This window comes from Halolamina pelagica (assembly GCF_001307315.1).
GTDB lineage: Archaea > Halobacteriota > Halobacteria > Halobacteriales > Haloferacaceae > Halolamina > Halolamina pelagica_B.
Window position 1 is genome coordinate 2,046,505 of sequence record NZ_LGUC01000001.1, and the last position, 13,802, is coordinate 2,060,306.

At 69.6% G+C, this 13,802-nt stretch carries 13 protein-coding genes and 2 pseudogenes; 7 read left to right on the top strand and 8 right to left on the bottom strand.

What is annotated here, in order from left to right; all coding sequences use genetic code 11:
* Position 1 precedes the first annotated feature (1 nt).
* Positions 2–283 (bottom strand): ribonuclease P Rpr2/Rpp21/SNM1 subunit family protein, encoded by a 282-nt coding sequence (locus SY89_RS10620; RefSeq protein WP_054584195.1) that lies wholly within the window; start codon positions 281–283, stop codon positions 2–4.
* Positions 284–507: 224 nt separating this feature from the next.
* Between SY89_RS10620 and SY89_RS10625 the strand changes: the two are divergent.
* From SY89_RS10625 to SY89_RS10640, 4 genes and pseudogenes are all read left to right on the top strand, one after another.
* A pseudogene (locus SY89_RS10625) lies at positions 508–1,574 on the top strand (glycosyltransferase family 4 protein).
* Between the two features lie 25 nt (positions 1,575–1,599).
* Positions 1,600–2,708, top strand: a pseudogene (locus SY89_RS10630) (glycosyltransferase).
* A gap of 51 nt (positions 2,709–2,759) precedes the next feature.
* Positions 2,760–2,975, top strand: coding sequence for a DUF1918 domain-containing protein (locus tag SY89_RS10635; protein WP_054584196.1), 216 nt, complete (start codon positions 2,760–2,762; stop codon positions 2,973–2,975).
* A 72-nt stretch (positions 2,976–3,047) separates the two neighbouring features.
* Positions 3,048–3,491, top strand: coding sequence for an RNA-binding protein (locus tag SY89_RS10640; protein WP_054584197.1), 444 nt, complete (start codon positions 3,048–3,050; stop codon positions 3,489–3,491).
* A gap of 17 nt (positions 3,492–3,508) precedes the next feature.
* Here the strand turns inward: SY89_RS10640 and SY89_RS10645 are convergent, their stop codons facing one another.
* The 3 genes from SY89_RS10645 to SY89_RS10655 are packed head-to-tail and all read right to left on the bottom strand — an operon-like array spanning position 3,509 to position 6,709.
* Positions 3,509–4,072, bottom strand: a complete 564-nt coding sequence (locus SY89_RS10645) for a thioredoxin family protein (RefSeq protein WP_054584198.1) — start codon at positions 4,070–4,072, stop codon at positions 3,509–3,511.
* A 45-nt stretch (positions 4,073–4,117) separates the two neighbouring features.
* Positions 4,118–5,494 (bottom strand): amidohydrolase, encoded by a 1,377-nt coding sequence (locus SY89_RS10650; RefSeq protein WP_054584199.1) that lies wholly within the window; start codon positions 5,492–5,494, stop codon positions 4,118–4,120.
* A 48-nt stretch (positions 5,495–5,542) separates the two neighbouring features.
* Entirely contained in the window at positions 5,543–6,709 is a 1,167-nt protein-coding gene (locus SY89_RS10655) for an NAD(P)/FAD-dependent oxidoreductase (RefSeq protein ID WP_054584200.1), read from the bottom strand.
* A 221-nt stretch (positions 6,710–6,930) separates the two neighbouring features.
* On the opposite strand from SY89_RS10655, the gene SY89_RS10660 reads away from it, so the two are divergent.
* Positions 6,931–7,899, top strand: coding sequence for an ornithine cyclodeaminase family protein (locus tag SY89_RS10660; protein WP_054584201.1), 969 nt, complete (start codon positions 6,931–6,933; stop codon positions 7,897–7,899).
* Here SY89_RS10660 and SY89_RS10665 read toward each other — a convergent pair whose 3' ends face one another.
* Positions 7,900–8,553, bottom strand: coding sequence for a HalX domain-containing protein (locus SY89_RS10665; protein ID WP_054584202.1), 654 nt, complete (start codon positions 8,551–8,553; stop codon positions 7,900–7,902).
* Positions 8,554–8,646: 93 nt separating this feature from the next.
* A complete protein-coding gene (gene guaB, locus SY89_RS10670; protein WP_054584203.1) occupies positions 8,647–10,134 on the bottom strand; it encodes an IMP dehydrogenase in 1,488 nt (495 codons plus the stop codon).
* Positions 10,135–10,393: 259 nt separating this feature from the next.
* On the opposite strand from guaB, the gene SY89_RS16605 reads away from it, so the two are divergent.
* The gene (locus SY89_RS16605) at positions 10,394–10,582 is read left to right on the top strand and encodes a hypothetical protein (RefSeq protein ID WP_144427189.1); all 189 of its coding nucleotides are present in this window, start codon (positions 10,394–10,396) and stop codon (positions 10,580–10,582) included.
* Between the two features lie 2 nt (positions 10,583–10,584).
* Complete coding sequence (locus SY89_RS10675; RefSeq protein WP_054584204.1) at positions 10,585–11,562, top strand: DUF5794 domain-containing protein; 978 nt, start codon at positions 10,585–10,587, stop codon at positions 11,560–11,562.
* A gap of 7 nt (positions 11,563–11,569) precedes the next feature.
* On the opposite strand, the gene SY89_RS10680 is transcribed toward SY89_RS10675, so the two are convergent.
* Together SY89_RS10680 and SY89_RS10685 are read right to left on the bottom strand one after the other, a co-directional pair.
* On the bottom strand, positions 11,570–12,268 hold the full coding sequence (locus tag SY89_RS10680) for an ArsR/SmtB family transcription factor (protein WP_054584205.1): 699 nt from the start codon (positions 12,266–12,268) through the stop codon (positions 11,570–11,572).
* A 97-nt stretch (positions 12,269–12,365) separates the two neighbouring features.
* Positions 12,366–13,739 carry a glycerate kinase type-2 family protein gene (locus SY89_RS10685; RefSeq protein WP_054584206.1) on the bottom strand — a complete coding sequence of 458 codons (1,374 nt, stop codon included), beginning with the start codon at positions 13,737–13,739 and terminating at the stop codon, positions 12,366–12,368.
* Positions 13,740–13,802: the final 63 nt, after the last annotated feature.

The following is a 13,802-nucleotide window of genomic DNA, read 5'->3' on the forward strand; positions in this document are numbered from 1 at the left end:
GCTACCGGTAGGGGTAGCGATCGGTCGCGCCGCAGTCACAGCGCCGGATCACCCGACCGCGCTGGACGCGGACGCGAACGTTCACCCCCGGGCGCTGGTACACGTCGCAAGCGTCACAGGTCGAGCGCGCGAACTCGCGGGGCAGCGAGAGCCGGTGGCGCTCGGCGAGTCGACGGGCCAACCGGACGTACGCTCGCGAGCGATCGAACTCGCCCTCGTCGGTGGCCGCCGCCGCCAGCTCGGCGAGTCGCTCGATTCGCTCGGCGGCGATGTCGGCGCCCATCAGTCGTCTGTACCCAACGGGGCACCGGTGTTATCGCTTTCGAGGACCGCCTACGGGCGTCGGCGCCGCCCCTGGGACAGCAGGCTGCAGAACTAGTCCGGCACCCGTCAGCCGGAACGTTGATCCATCGGGCCGGCACCCGTCAGCCGGAACGTTGATCCATCGGGCCGGCACCCGTCAGCCGGAACGTTGATTCATCCGACCTGCCAACGACGACGAAACCCGTGCGCGTCCTCGACTACCTCGAACAGGAAGACCGGATCCGTGGCGGGATCGTTACCGCCACCCGCCAGCAGCGCACGGCGCTCGCAGGGGCGGGCGTCGACGTGGTGGAGTCGCCGTGGGTCGGCGACGGCCCCGTCGACGCCGCCCGGTCGCGACTGACCGGCGGGCGCGCGTTCCGGGAGTACGACGTTGCCCACTGCAACGTCGTCGGCCCCGGGAGCGTCGCGGTCGCCCGGCACGCCAAACGCAACGACATCCCGCTCGTTCTCCACGCCCACGTGACCGCCGAGGACTTCGGGGAGTCGTTCCGGTTTTCCGAGCGCCTCGCGCCCGCGCTGCGGCCGTACCTGCGGTGGTTCTACTCGCAGGCGGATCTGGTGCTCTGTCCCAGCGAGTACACCAAGGGGGTTCTCGAGTCCTACCCCGTCTCCGCACCCATCGAGCCGGTGACCAACGGCGTCGACATCGACTCCCTCGGCGGGTTCGAGGAGCTGCGGGAGCCGACTCGCGAGCGGTTCGACCTCGACGGGATGGTGGTGTTCTGTGTCGGCGAGGTGTTCGAGCGCAAGGGGCTGACGACGTTCTGTGAGGTCGCCCAACGGACCGACTACGACTTCGCGTGGTTCGGCCACTACGAGGCGGGCGCCGCCGCCGGCGAGGCGACGCGCTACTGGACGAACAACCCCCGGAGAACGTCACGTTCACCGGCTGGATGGACGACAAGCGCGCCGCCTTCGGCGCCGGCGACGTGTACCTGTTCCCGACAAAAGACGAGAACCAGGGGATCGCCGCACTGGAGGCCATGGCCACCGGGAAGGCGGTCGTGCTCCGGGACATTCCGGTGTTCGAGGAGTTCTTCACCCACGGCGAGGACTGCCTGAAGTGCGAGACGCGCGAGGAGTTCGTCGACGCCCTCCGGCGACTCGAGGCGAACCCCGACCTCCGGGAGCGACTGGGCGAGAACGCGAAGCAGACGGCGGCCGACCACTCGCTGGACCGCGTCGGCGACCGGCTGGTCAAGCAGTACGAACGCCTGCTGGGGGAGAACCATTCCGGAACCCCTTAACGGCGCCTCGGCCAACCGCTCGCCCATGGAGTCGGTCGCGGCGTTCACGGACACCTACCTGCCGACGGTCAACGGCGTCACCTACACGGTCGAGAGCTGGCGCGACCGCTGGCAGGCCCGCGGCGGCCGCATGGCAGTCGTCTATCCGGGTTCGCCAGAGCGGACGCCTGACCGCGGCGAGTACCCCGTTCGGTCGCTCCCGCTGCCGATCTACGCGGGCTACCGCCTCGGCGTACCGCGAGTCCCGGACGCCGTCGAAGACGTGGATATCGTCCACGCGCACACGCCGTTCGCGGTCGGCCTCGCGGGCCTGCGGCTGGCGCGAAAACGCGATCTCCCGCTGGTCGCGTCGTTCCACACGCCGACCGAAGAGTACGCGAGCTACCTCTCCTCGTGGGGCCCCGTTCGCGAGCGAACGGCGGCGATGAGCCAGCGCTACGAGTCGTGGTTCCTCGACGCCGCCGACGCCGTGATCGTCCCTCGGCGTCGACCGGCGAGTACGTCCGCGAGACCCTCGGCGTCGACGACCCGCAGGTCGTCCCGAACGGCGTCGACACCGAGCGGTTCCGGCCGGTCGATCCCGCCGCGTTCCGCGAGCGCCACGGGCTCCCGACGGACCGGACGCTCGTCGGCTACACGGGTCGACACGGCCACGAGAAGTCGCTCCCGGCGATCATCGACGCCTGCGATCGCCTCGATCGAGAGGTGACGATCGTCTTCGGCGGCGACGGGCCGGCGCGGGAAGAGCTCGAGCAGGCGGCCCGGAACCGGAACCTGGACGCTCGCTTCCTCGGCTTCCTCGACCGGGAGGAGCTGCCGGCGTTCTACGCGAGTCTCGACGCCTTCCTGTTCCCCAGCCCGGTCGAGACGCAGGGGCTGGTCGCGCTGGAGTCGTTCGCCTGCGGGACGCCGGTCGTCGCCGTCGACAGCGGTGCTCTGCGTGACACCGTCGACGACGGCGAAACTGGCTATCACTTCGATCGCGACGACGTTGGTGGGTTCGCCGACGCGATCGAACGTACGCTCACCGAGCGCGAGCGCCTCAGCGAGAACTGTCTGGACCGTCGCGCGTCGATCAGCGTCGACCACGCGGTCGATCAGTTGGCGGAGATCTACGCCGCGGTTCGGGAGTAGTGGCTCTGCCGAATCACGCCGCTTAAACCCACGCCCGCGGAACGAGTCGGTATGAGCTTCGAGAAGGGCGACGTGGTTGTCCTCAACGACGAGCACAGCGAGTTCGACGGCGAGGAAGGCGAGATCACGCAGGTCATGGAGACCATGTTCGGCGACCCGAACTACACGATCGTGTTCGAGGACGGCCAGGAGGCCGGCATCCCCGAAGATCAGCTCGATCTGGTCGCGGAAGCGGACGACGAAGACGACGACGCCGACGAGGAGTAACGTAGTTCCGACTCGGCGGGCCGCGAGACCCGTCGAGGAAGCCTTTTGCGCGCGACCACCCTACGAGTAGCCATGCCGAGCGTCCCGTTTCACTACGTCGACCTGCGAACCTTCTGCTACGCCACGGAGGACGAGAAGCGCGTCGAGCAGGCGCTCCGTCGGTTCCTGCCCGAGGAGTACGAGATCGAGCGCGCGGTCAACCGCGGCCACCACGGCGACCGGATCGTGGTGTTCTCCGCGCGCGTCGACAACGCCGACGACGTGCGCTACGTGCTCCGCCAGCTCAGCGAGCTCTCCGACATCGAGGACGTGATGGACGAGCTCGACGAGCGTGTCGACGAGAACTGCGCCTTCTTCCTCCGACTGGACAAGCAGGACGCGTTCAAGGGAGAAGTCGATCGCGGCGAGGGGATCACGCTGCGAGCCAAGGTCGAGGCCTACCCGGCGAAACAGCCTGCCGCCGTCGAGAACGCCCGCGAGGCGCTGGAGCAGGCCCGCGAACAGGCCGAGAGCTAACGCACACCGATCGACGCTCAGTCCTCCGTCCACTTGATGCTGCAGCCCCGCGACGGCCGGTCGGGGATGTCGACCGCTTCGCCGGCGAGCACCGCCTCGATAGCGTCGCGGATGTAGATCTCCGAGGCCTCGTCGTCGGGGTTGAGCGCGTCGTCGAGGCGGCCGTGGTAGGCAAGCGTCCACGAATCCCCTTCCTTGCGGAAGAGGAACGGGTCGGGGGTACAGGTGGCGCCGTAGGCCTCGGCAACCGTCTGGCTCTCGTCGCGGAGGTAGGCGTCGTAGTCGATCTCGCCTGACTCGACGAACGCCCGCATCTTCTCGAAGCTGTCCTCCGGATACTCCTCGGCATCGTTGGGGTTGATCCCGACGACAGCGGCGTCGTCGTACTCGGCGGCCAGCTCGTTCAACAGATCGAACTTCGCCTGTGCGTAGGGGCAGTGGTTGCAGGAGAAGACGAGCAACAGCGCGTCGCTGTCACGGAAGCTGTCGAGGGAGTGGGTGCCGCCGTCGATGCCTGGAAGGGAGAACGGCGGTGCCTCGTCGCCACGGTCCAGTTCGGACTCGGATTCTTTCGCGACCATACACGAAGTTGGACCGCTCACCGGAAGGCCGTTTCGGCGGGCCCGTTACGCGTCCATGTAGTTCCCCTCCCGCGTGTTCCGCATCTCGCGAACGATCTCGAGATACGACTCCGTCGAGCGCTTCCCTGCTTTCGCCTCCCGGATCGCCGCGCGCTTCTCGGGATCGGCGAGCACGTCGACGACCATCGACGCGGTCACCTTCGCGGGGAGGAGGTACGCCATCTCCTCGTCGGCGGCGCCGAACTCGGTGGAGTGGGCCGCGCCCTCGAAGCCGCCCGTCCAGGGGTGGACCGCGGGAACGATCTGGCTCACGTCGCCCATATCGGTCGACCCGGTGACGTGCTGGTGCTCGCCGTGGACCGCGTCCTCGCCGATCACCTCGCGAGCGTTGGCGTCGAACGCCGCCACGAGCGTCTCGTCGGTCCGCAGCGGGAGGTAGCCGGGGAAGTCCTCGATCGTCACGTTCGAGCCGACGGCCATCGCGCCGGACTCCAGCGCGCGGTTAGTCGTCTCGTTGGCGTCCTCGATGGCGTCGACGCTTTTGGCCCGGACGTACGACTCCATGCGCACGTCCGCCGGAACGACGTTGACGCCGTCGCCGCCCTTCGTGACGATCGGGTGGACCCGGACGTGCTCCTCGTCGGGGAACGTCTCCCGGTTGGCGTTGACGGCGTTCATCCCCGCCATCGCGGCGTTGAGTGCGTTGACGCCCTCCTCGGGTGCGCCGCCGGCGTGGGACTCACGCCCGTCGTACTGGACGGTCTTGCCGACGAACCCGTTGGAGGAGAAGTCGCTGGTGACCTCGCGCTCGGGCGTCTCGCTCGCCGCGTGGATCATCGCCGCACAGTCCACGTCCTCGAAGTAGCCTCGGCGAATCAGCTCCTGCTTCCCGCCGAAGAACTCGATCTCCCCGTCGTCGAGCAAGCCGCGGCGGTACTCCAGGTCGAGGTACTCCTCGGCGGGGACGGCGATGAACTCCACCGCTCCCGGGAGGTCGTCGACGACGCCCGACGCGACGAGCCCGTAGGCCGCGCCGACGAGGTTGGCCAGCTGTGCCTCGTGGCCGCAGGCGTGGCAGGCGCCGGTCTCCGGATCCGCGGCCGGATGGCCGGGGTTGACGAGGGCGTCGAGCTCGCCCAGGAGCGCGAAGACGAACTCGTCGTCCGCCTCGTCCGCAGCACCGGCATCCTCGTCCGACGATCCGTCACTACCGGCTCGTGCCCGCGCACCGGTGACGGCGAGTTCGGTCTCCACGTCCAGCCCCAGCTCCCGGAACTCCGCAGCGACTTTTCGGGTCGTCTCGGTCTCCTTGTACCCCAGTTCCGGCTCGCTGTGGACCGACGCCGCCAGCGAGAGAATCGCCTCGTCGTTGTCGTCGATCGCCTCCCGGACGCGCCGTTTGAGCGCCGCCGTGTCAGTCATCGACAATCCCCATGGGCGGGGGGAAGATGAGTGTGGCGCAGGGGGCAATCAAGCCACGTTTCGCTCGTGGAGCAGGTCGTCCCGCTCGAAGCGGTCGCTCCCGAGATCGGAAACGTCGACCGTCGACGCCTCGCCGTCGAGGACCAGCTCCGCGATCACCTGTCCGGTCGCAGGCGCGTGCTGGAAGCCGTGCCCCGAGAAACCGACTGCCTGTACGAACCCGGGCATCGACTCCTCGACGATCGGGTGGTGGTCCGGAGTGACCGCGTAGAGCCCCGCCCAGCCGCGCTTGAGCCGCGTCCCGTCGCCGAAGTAGTCGCAGTAGACGCCGGCGCGTTCGACCGTCTCGGCCGCCCACGCCACGTCGTAGGACTCCGAGAAGGAGTCCGGATCGGGCGTCTCGGGCTCGTCGTCGAAGTAGCCGCCCACGACCGCCGCGCCGTCCCGCTCCGGGCGGAAGTGCGAACTCGTCTCGAGGTCGATCGTGAGCGGGTCGGTCTCCGGCACCGGGCGCTCGGGATCGACGACGAGCGCCTGCCGGCGTTGGGGCTCGATCGGGGTGTCGATCCTCGCCATCGACGCGAGTTCGCCGGCCCACGGCCCCGCGGCGTTCACCACCGCGTCGGCGTCGATCGAGCCGTCGCTGGGGGCGCCGTCGCCCGCCACGTCGACGCCGACGACGCGGCCGGCGGTCCGTCGAACGTCGGTGACGGCGGTGTTCGTCCGGATGTCGACCCCCGCCTCGCGTGCGGCGTCTGCGAACCCCTGGAGCGCGAGGTACGGGTCCGCGAACCCGTCCCGTGGGTTGTACGTCGCGGCCGTGACCGTTTCGGGATCGACACCCCCGCAGTAGTCGGGCACTTCCTCTGGCGCCAACAGCGCCGTTTCCGCGCCGCGTTCGTGCTGGAGGTCGACCTGGCGCTCGAGGCCGGCAGCGGTCTCCGCGGTCCGGGCGAGCATCAGGTAGCCCGTCTGCCGAAAGGCGATGTCGACGCCGAATCGCTCGGCGAACGACTCCCAGACCGGTCGGCTCGCCAGCGAGAGATCGACGTTGACCGCCGTCGAGAACTGGCACCGGATCCCGCCGAGTGCGCGTGCCGTGCTCCCGCTGCCGAGGCTATCCCGCTCACAGAGCACCACGTCGGCCCCGCGGTCGGCCAGCGCAGACGCGCTCGCGAGACCGACGATCCCGCCACCGACGACAACGACTCGCATGCGCGTCTCTCGGCAGGGTGGGGGGAAAACCGTTGTGCCGGCCAACGTGGACTCATCAGGCGGCAGGCACCGACTGGCGAACAGACGACGCGTGGGCCGCTCGCGAGGGGCGCGTCGTGCTCCCGCCCAGACGCCCTCGCGGTTCTGTCGACGGCACTGGTCGCGCGATCGCTTTTGAACGTTCGGCCAAGAACTATCTCGCACGCACCGAACGGGAAGGTATGCGCGTACTCTCCAACGACGACGTGGCAGGCCTGCTCGACCTCCCGGCACTGCTGCCGGAGATCGAACGGGCGTTTCGCAAGCAGGGACGCGGCGAGGTCGAGCGCCCGGACCGACCGCATTTCCCAGTGGGAGCAGGGTTGGACGACGACGAGCCGCTGGGGACGGGACTCACGATGCCGGCGTACATTTACGGCGACGAACGGTACGTGACGAAGTTGGCGAGCGTCCACGAGGGCAACGCCGATCGCGCGCTGCCGACCGTGCAGGCCCAGATCGCGGTCACCGACGCACGGACCGGCGAGCCGACCGGCCTGCTCGCGGGAACGCGGATCACCAACGCCCGAACGGGCTGTATCGGCGGACTGGCGGCGAGGGAACTGGCAGTCGGCGACGGACCGGTCCGGCTCGGCGTCGTCGGCGCCGGCACGCAGGCGCGCTGGCAGACCCGCGCGATCGCGGCCGGACGTGGCGTCGAATCGGCGCGCGTCTACTCGCCCAGCGAGTCGCGGGCGGCCTGTGCGGCCGATCTCCGGGCCGAGGGGATCGACGCCGAGGCGGTCGACTCGCCGCGCGCGGCCGTCTCGAACGCCGAGGTCGTCGTGACGGCGACCACCGCGACCGAGCCAGTGTTCCCGGGCGACGCGCTCGCCGACGGGACGCTCGTCGTCGCCGTCGGCGCCTACACCGCCGAGATGCGCGAACTCGACGCGACGACGGTTTCGCGGGCGGGACAGCTGTTCGGCGATGTGCCCGAGGAAGTCGCCGAAACGGGCGATTTCCCCGACCGCGACGCGACGGCGTTCACGCCGCTCTCCGCGGTGTTCGAAGGAGCAGCCGGCCGGAACTCGGAGGAGGAAATACTGGTCGTCGCGTCGGTGGGGTCGGCCGTGCTCGACGCCGCGGCGGCGACGGCGCTGTTCGAGCGAGCGATCGCGGAGAACGTCGGCACCGACGTTGATCTGTAACTACTCCTGGACGCCGCCGAAGGGGTCGTCCTCCGACTCGTCGGTGAAGGGGTCGTCGCGCTCCGCGTCGTCGAACTGGCCGTCGGCGTCGTCGAACTCCCGGAACAGCGTCTCGAACTCGTCGTCCGACCCCATCTCGTCGATCGTGGTGTCGAGCTCCTCGCGGAGCCGTTCGAGGCGGTCGGTGAGTTTGCCGTACTCCTCGTTCTCGTCGAGTTCGGCGTCGGTCTTTTCGGCTTCGAGGAGGGCTTTCTTCGACGCCAGCGAGAACAGCTCTTGGACCCCCGAGTCGTACGTCCCCCGGCGGTTCAGGTTTTCGACGGTCTCGAGGAGTTCGTCCCGAGCAACCGGCTTGACGAGGTAGTCGTCGAACCCCATCCCGAGCACGTCGAAGTCGGGTTCGACGGCCGTCACCATCGCGACCTGACAGTCGAGGCCGCGATCCTGGATCACGTCCAGCACGTCGTCGCCAGAGAGCCCGGGCATCCGGCGATCGAGCAGCACGATGTCGACCTCAGCGTCGAGGTTGTCGAGCGCCTCGCGGCCGCCGTAGGCGGTTCGAACGCGGTAGCTGTCGCCAAGCCACGCGGCGTAGAGATCTGCCAGGTCTGCCTCGTCCTCGACCACGAGCACGAGAGGTCGATCGTTACTCATCTGAAGGGAAGGGTTGCTATGGATGAAAACGTGTGGCCGGCTATATCAAAATACCCCTTCCGGACTCGCGAGCCCGAAAACGGCCGCGCGTGGTTACTCGTTGGGGCTGTAGTTGGGCGCTTCGTCCGTGATCATCACGTCGTGGGGGTGGCCCTCGGTCTGGCCGGCCGAGGAGACCCGGATGAACTCCGAGCGCTCCTTGAACTCGGGGATGCTCTCGGCGCCGACGTACCCCATCCCGGACTGCATCCCGCCGACGAGCTGGTGGAGCTCGGAGGCCAGCGTCCCGGTGTAGGGAGTCGCCGCCTCGACGCCCTCGGGCACGTACTCCTCGTCGTTCTCCTCTTTGAGGTAGCGCTCGCCGCCGCCGGACTGCATCGCACCGACGCTCCCCATCCCGCGGTACTGCTTGTACTTCTTGCCGTTCATCGTGATGACGCGGCCGGGCGCCTCGTCGGTGCCGGCGAAGTAGGAGCCGAGCATCACCGCGTCGGCGCCGGCGGCGATGGCCTTGATCGCGTCGCCGGAGTAGCGAATCCCCCCGTCGGCGATCACGGGCACGTCGTGCTGGCTCGCCACGTCGGCCACCTCGGCGACGGCCGTGATCTGGGGCATCCCCGCGCCGGAGACGACCCGGGTGGTACAGATGCTCCCCGGCCCGATCCCGACCTTGAGGCCGTCGGCGAAGTCGACGGCGGCCTCCGCGGCCGCCCGGGTGCCGACGTTGCCGAGCACCACGTCGGCGTCGACGGTCTCGGTGATGGCCCGTGCGGAGTCGAGCACGTTGAGGTTGTGTGCGTGGGCGCAGTCGATGAACAGCACGTCGGCGCCGGCCTCGTCGGCGGCGACGGCGCGCTCGTCCTCGAAGGGACCGACCGCGGCGCCGACGCGCAGGCGGCCGTCCGCGTCGCGAGCCGCGTTCTCGTTCTCGCGGCGTGCGAGGATCCCCTGCATCGTCACCAGGCCGACGAGGTGCTCCTCGTCGTCGACGATGGGGACGCGCTCGATCTTGTGGTCGTACATGAGTTCGAGCGCGTCACGCGCGCTCACGTCCTCGCTCGCGGTGACGACCTCGTCGGTCATCGCCTCGCGCACCTCGTCGCTCTCGCCGACCTCGAGGTACGGGCGGATGTCCGTGCCGGAGATGATCCCCAGCACTCGGTCCTCGTCGTCGACGACCGGGGCACCCGAGACGCCCTCGTGTTCCATCATCGCGTCCACGTCGTTGACCGTCTGCTCTGGCGCGGCAGTGACGACGTTCTCCCGGCGGATCACCAGCTCGTCGGCGCGCTTGACCTGAGCGATCTGGGCCTCCATCTCCGCGGTGTCCATGCTGCGGTGGAGCACGCCCAGCCCGCCCTCGCGAGCCATCCCGATAGCCATCTCGGCCTCGGTGACCGTGTCCATCGCCGCCGAGAGGATGGGAATCTGGAGTTCGACGTTGGTCGAGACGCGCGTGGATACGTCCGCGGCGTCCGGTTCGACACGACTCTCCATCGGCCGCAGGAGCACGTCGTCGAACGTCAGCGCCTCCGGCACTCGAAGCTTCTCTGAGAAGGGTTCCGACCCGTTACTCGCCATGTTGTCGGTGGTGAGGCTCGCCCCAAAAACGTTCCGAGTCGGGGAACCGTGTGGCCATGATGCGCACACTATCCTGGCGGGACGGGCCGAGTGACAGCCTCGTCCGTCGCGTTCGGGGCCCCGATCGACGTTTCTTCAGTTCCTGCGTATATCTCCCGATGGTTCTTCGACTTTTGTCCAGTTTCACCGATAATCTGGCCGTGGTTATGGGGCTCTCTCTCACGCAACGTTTATCGGCTTATCGGCGGAACTACTGTGTATGGACGTCGACAGTCTCGCCGCATCGCGCATCGTCGGCCAGTCGCCCAACAGCGCCGTCGACCAGCCGAAACCGATGTGGCGAACAGTTCGATGTCTTTTCCCGACATTTGCAGGATTTGACGGCCGTCGCGGCTATCCGGACTCGGGAGAACACCACCGTTTGGCCACGGGTGAGGCCGCGAGCTAGTCGTGAGCGTCTCAGACCATCCGATCGCGTTACGCCTCGAACAGCGCGTCGGCGGCGCCACGAAGCTGCTGGCGACGGTGATGGGGCTCCCGCTCGTCGACGGTATCTTCCCCGCCCTCGTCGTCGCCGGTGCCCTGACGACCGACACGGGCGGGATGGACCCGTGGGGCGTGCTCCAGACCGGACTGCTCATCTTCGGCGGCTCCGCTACGGTCGCGGTGGTCCTCGCCGAGATGGAGGGGAGCCCCGTCGAGAAAGCCACGTCAGTCCTCCTGATCGGCGTCGGCCTCATCCCGCTCGCCGTCGTCGAGGCGGCGTTCGCCCAGACGCTGTACTCGATGTTCGATCCGGACGTGTTCCAGCGGTTCGCCGGGCTGGTGATTCTCGCGATCGCCGCCAAGACCGCGAGCGCGGAAGTCGGCACGTACCTCCCGGGTCCCGGTGCGATCGTCGCACTGGGGATCGTCGCCAGCTACCGCCCCTCGGGCGCCGAGTTGACGACGAGTTTCGAACTGTCGACGCTGCTGCCCGCCGCGGCCGCCGCCGGCACGGGGATCGCGTTCGCGCTCGGCGTCGCCCTCAGCGCCCCGCAGCTTCAGGGCGCGGTCGATATCGACCGGTTCCGATTCGGGAGCGCCGTCGCGCTGGGGATGCTCGCGGTCGACGTTCTCGGCGTGCTGGCGACCGATCAGCCGGTCGCGCTCGCCGTGCTCGCGGTGACCGCGCTACTCTCCTACGATCCGAACTCGGAGCCCAGCGATACGGGGCCGACGGTCGAGGACGACGCGCCGCCGATGTACAGCCCCGACGCCGATAGCGAGGACAGACCGGTCGATCTGCCCGCCGAACTGGCTGCTGCCAGTCGGGGCAACGGCGCCGATGCGGAGTCGGCCGTCGGCGCGGCCGACGGCGGGACGATCGAGTCTGAGGCGGAGGCAGCCGCGGAGTCGGACGAGCCCGAACGCCCGCCGTATCTCTGAACCGGGCTCACCGGTTTCTCAGCCACCAGACGGCACCGATACCGAGCAGCATCGCCAGCCCGCCGAGGAAGAACAGCACCCCCGGCGGGAGCGCCAGCGCGTCCTCCGCGGTTCGGACGGTGTCGGCCATCGCCGTCGCCGTGGGCTCGGGGGTCGAGGTGGTCTGGGCGATCCCGATGCCGCCCTCGGTCTCCGTTGGGGTCTGGGTCGCAGCCTGATTTGCGCCGGTGTCGTAGTCGTCGGCGCCGCCGGTCCCCGCGAACGGGAGCGACAGCTCGCCGAGATACGCCTGCACGAGGATGCTCATCATCCCCAGCGCCGCGACGGCGCCGATGAGTCGTGAGAGCGCGGCTTTCAGGCCGGTCGTGTCGTCCTCGGTGCCGGCGTAGACGATCAGCGGCGCGTCGGCCGGACCGTACACCGTCATCTCGCGGCCTTTCTCCGAGTACACCGTGTCGACCGGTTCGATCAGGCCGGCCTCCTCGAGGTTGCCGATGTGGTACTGGGCGTTCTGCAGCGAGAGATCCAACCGATCGGCGATACCTGAGGGGGTGGCCGGTTCGTCGTGGAACTCGCGCAGCATGCCCCGAGCGGTGTCCGAGGAGAGCGCGGCGAGGGTCTCGCCCGCCTCGTCGCTGTCGACGCCGAGCACCCGAGGGTCCGGGTCGGGGTCGGCGTCCGGGGTGGAGGGCAGTATGTCGACCATGCAGCTTTTCGTTTTACACGGGTGGTTGAAACTCTATCCCCTTCCAGTTCGACCGGCGTTCACGTCGGTACGTTGCGCCGCCGTCGTCACGTCGCGCTCAGTCGCGCTGCCCGGGCACGACCAGCACCCGGAGATCGTTCACGTTCGTCCCCGTCGGGCCGGTCACCAGCGCCGCCTCCTGATCGTCGAGATAGCCGAGGGAGTCGTTGCGCGCGAGCGCGTCGCGGGCCGTCGCTCGATCCGTCACCGTCCCGGCGTCGACCAGCCCGCCCGCGGCGTCGGTGGCGCCGTCCCGACCGTCGGTGTCGACGGCGGCGACGACCACCGCCTCGGCCGCGTTGTCGACGCCGGACGCCAGCGAGCACGCCGCGGCGAGCGCGAACTCCGTGTTCGGGCCGCCCGCGCCGTCGCCCTGCACGTCGACGGTCGTCTCCCCGCCGGAGAGAACGACTGCGGGTGGGTCGACGGGATCCCCAGCGGCCGCCGCCTCCTCCGCGACCGCGACGTGAGTCGGCGCCGCCGCGCGCGCCCCACCGCGAACCCGCGAGGAGAGCACACAGGGCTCGTAGCCGCGTTCCTCGGCCGCGGCCGCGGCGGCGTCGATGGCCGTTCGCGCGCCGGCGACGACGTGGGTGGGAACCTCGGCGACCGCGGGGTCGGCCGGGCCGGGGGTCTCCGGCCGCTCACCAGCGGCGCCGGCTTCCAGGTGCTCGCGAACCGCCGGCGCCGCGACCGCGTACCGCGAGAGCACGTCGAGCGCGTCGTCGTAGGTGGTCGCGTCCGGCGCGGTCGGCCCGGACCCGATCACCGAGGGCGGGTCGCCGGCCACGTCGCTCACGGCGAGGGTGAGAACCGTCGCCGGCGCCGCGGCCGCGGCGAGCCGGCCACCCTTGACTCGCGAGCAGTGCTTGCGGACGGCGTTGAGCGCCTCGATGTCCGCGCCGGCGTCGAGTAGTGCGCGGGTAACGTCGCGGAGGTCGTCGACGGAGAGATCACCAGCCGGCGAGGCGAGGAGGGCGCTCGCGCCGCCGGTGACGACCGAGAGCACGAGCGTGGACTCGTCGGCCGACTCGGCGAGATCGAGCAGTCGATCGGTCGCGTCGGCGCCGTCGGCGGTCGGAACGGGGTGTCCGCCGGCCGCGACGGCGACGGCGCCGATCGACTCGCCGACCGCAGGGTCGTCGGCGGGGACGACGATCACGCCGTCCGAGATCCGGTCGCCGAGGCGGGCCTCGAGCGCGCGGACCACCCCCGGCGCGGCCTTCCCGCCGCCGACGACGAGCACGCGGTCGAACGCCGAGAGGTCGAGGAGCGATCGCTCGCCCGTGGCGATCTCGAGGTCGGCCCCAGTCAGGGCGAGCGCCTCACGGGTCGCGCGCTCGGGATCGGCGCCGCGGATGCCGGCGGCGAGACAGTCGAGCGCGACCTCGTGGGCGGGTGATCGGGCGTGGGTCGCGCGGTTCTCGAACACGACAGAGCACGCGGCGGCAGAGGGGAAAAACGGTTCGGGAGGGGCCACCGCGCTTCGTCACGG

Coding starts and splice junctions, on each gene's coding strand:
- SY89_RS10620 (WP_054584195.1), bottom strand. CDS start 283: ATGGGCGCCGACATCGCCGCCGAGCGAATCGAGCGACTCGCCGAGCTG.
- SY89_RS16605 (WP_144427189.1), top strand. CDS start 10,394: ATGGACGTCGACAGTCTCGCCGCATCGCGCATCGTCGGCCAGTCGCCC.
- SY89_RS10680 (WP_054584205.1), bottom strand. CDS start 12,268: ATGGTCGACATACTGCCCTCCACCCCGGACGCCGACCCCGACCCGGAC.
- guaB (WP_054584203.1), bottom strand. CDS start 10,134: ATGGCGAGTAACGGGTCGGAACCCTTCTCAGAGAAGCTTCGAGTGCCG.
- SY89_RS10640 (WP_054584197.1), top strand. CDS start 3,048: ATGCCGAGCGTCCCGTTTCACTACGTCGACCTGCGAACCTTCTGCTAC.
- SY89_RS10655 (WP_054584200.1), bottom strand. CDS start 6,709: ATGCGAGTCGTTGTCGTCGGTGGCGGGATCGTCGGTCTCGCGAGCGCG.
- SY89_RS10645 (WP_054584198.1), bottom strand. CDS start 4,072: ATGGTCGCGAAAGAATCCGAGTCCGAACTGGACCGTGGCGACGAGGCA.
- SY89_RS10650 (WP_054584199.1), bottom strand. CDS start 5,494: ATGACTGACACGGCGGCGCTCAAACGGCGCGTCCGGGAGGCGATCGAC.
- SY89_RS10665 (WP_054584202.1), bottom strand. CDS start 8,553: ATGAGTAACGATCGACCTCTCGTGCTCGTGGTCGAGGACGAGGCAGAC.
- SY89_RS10660 (WP_054584201.1), top strand. CDS start 6,931: ATGCGCGTACTCTCCAACGACGACGTGGCAGGCCTGCTCGACCTCCCG.
- SY89_RS10635 (WP_054584196.1), top strand. CDS start 2,760: ATGAGCTTCGAGAAGGGCGACGTGGTTGTCCTCAACGACGAGCACAGC.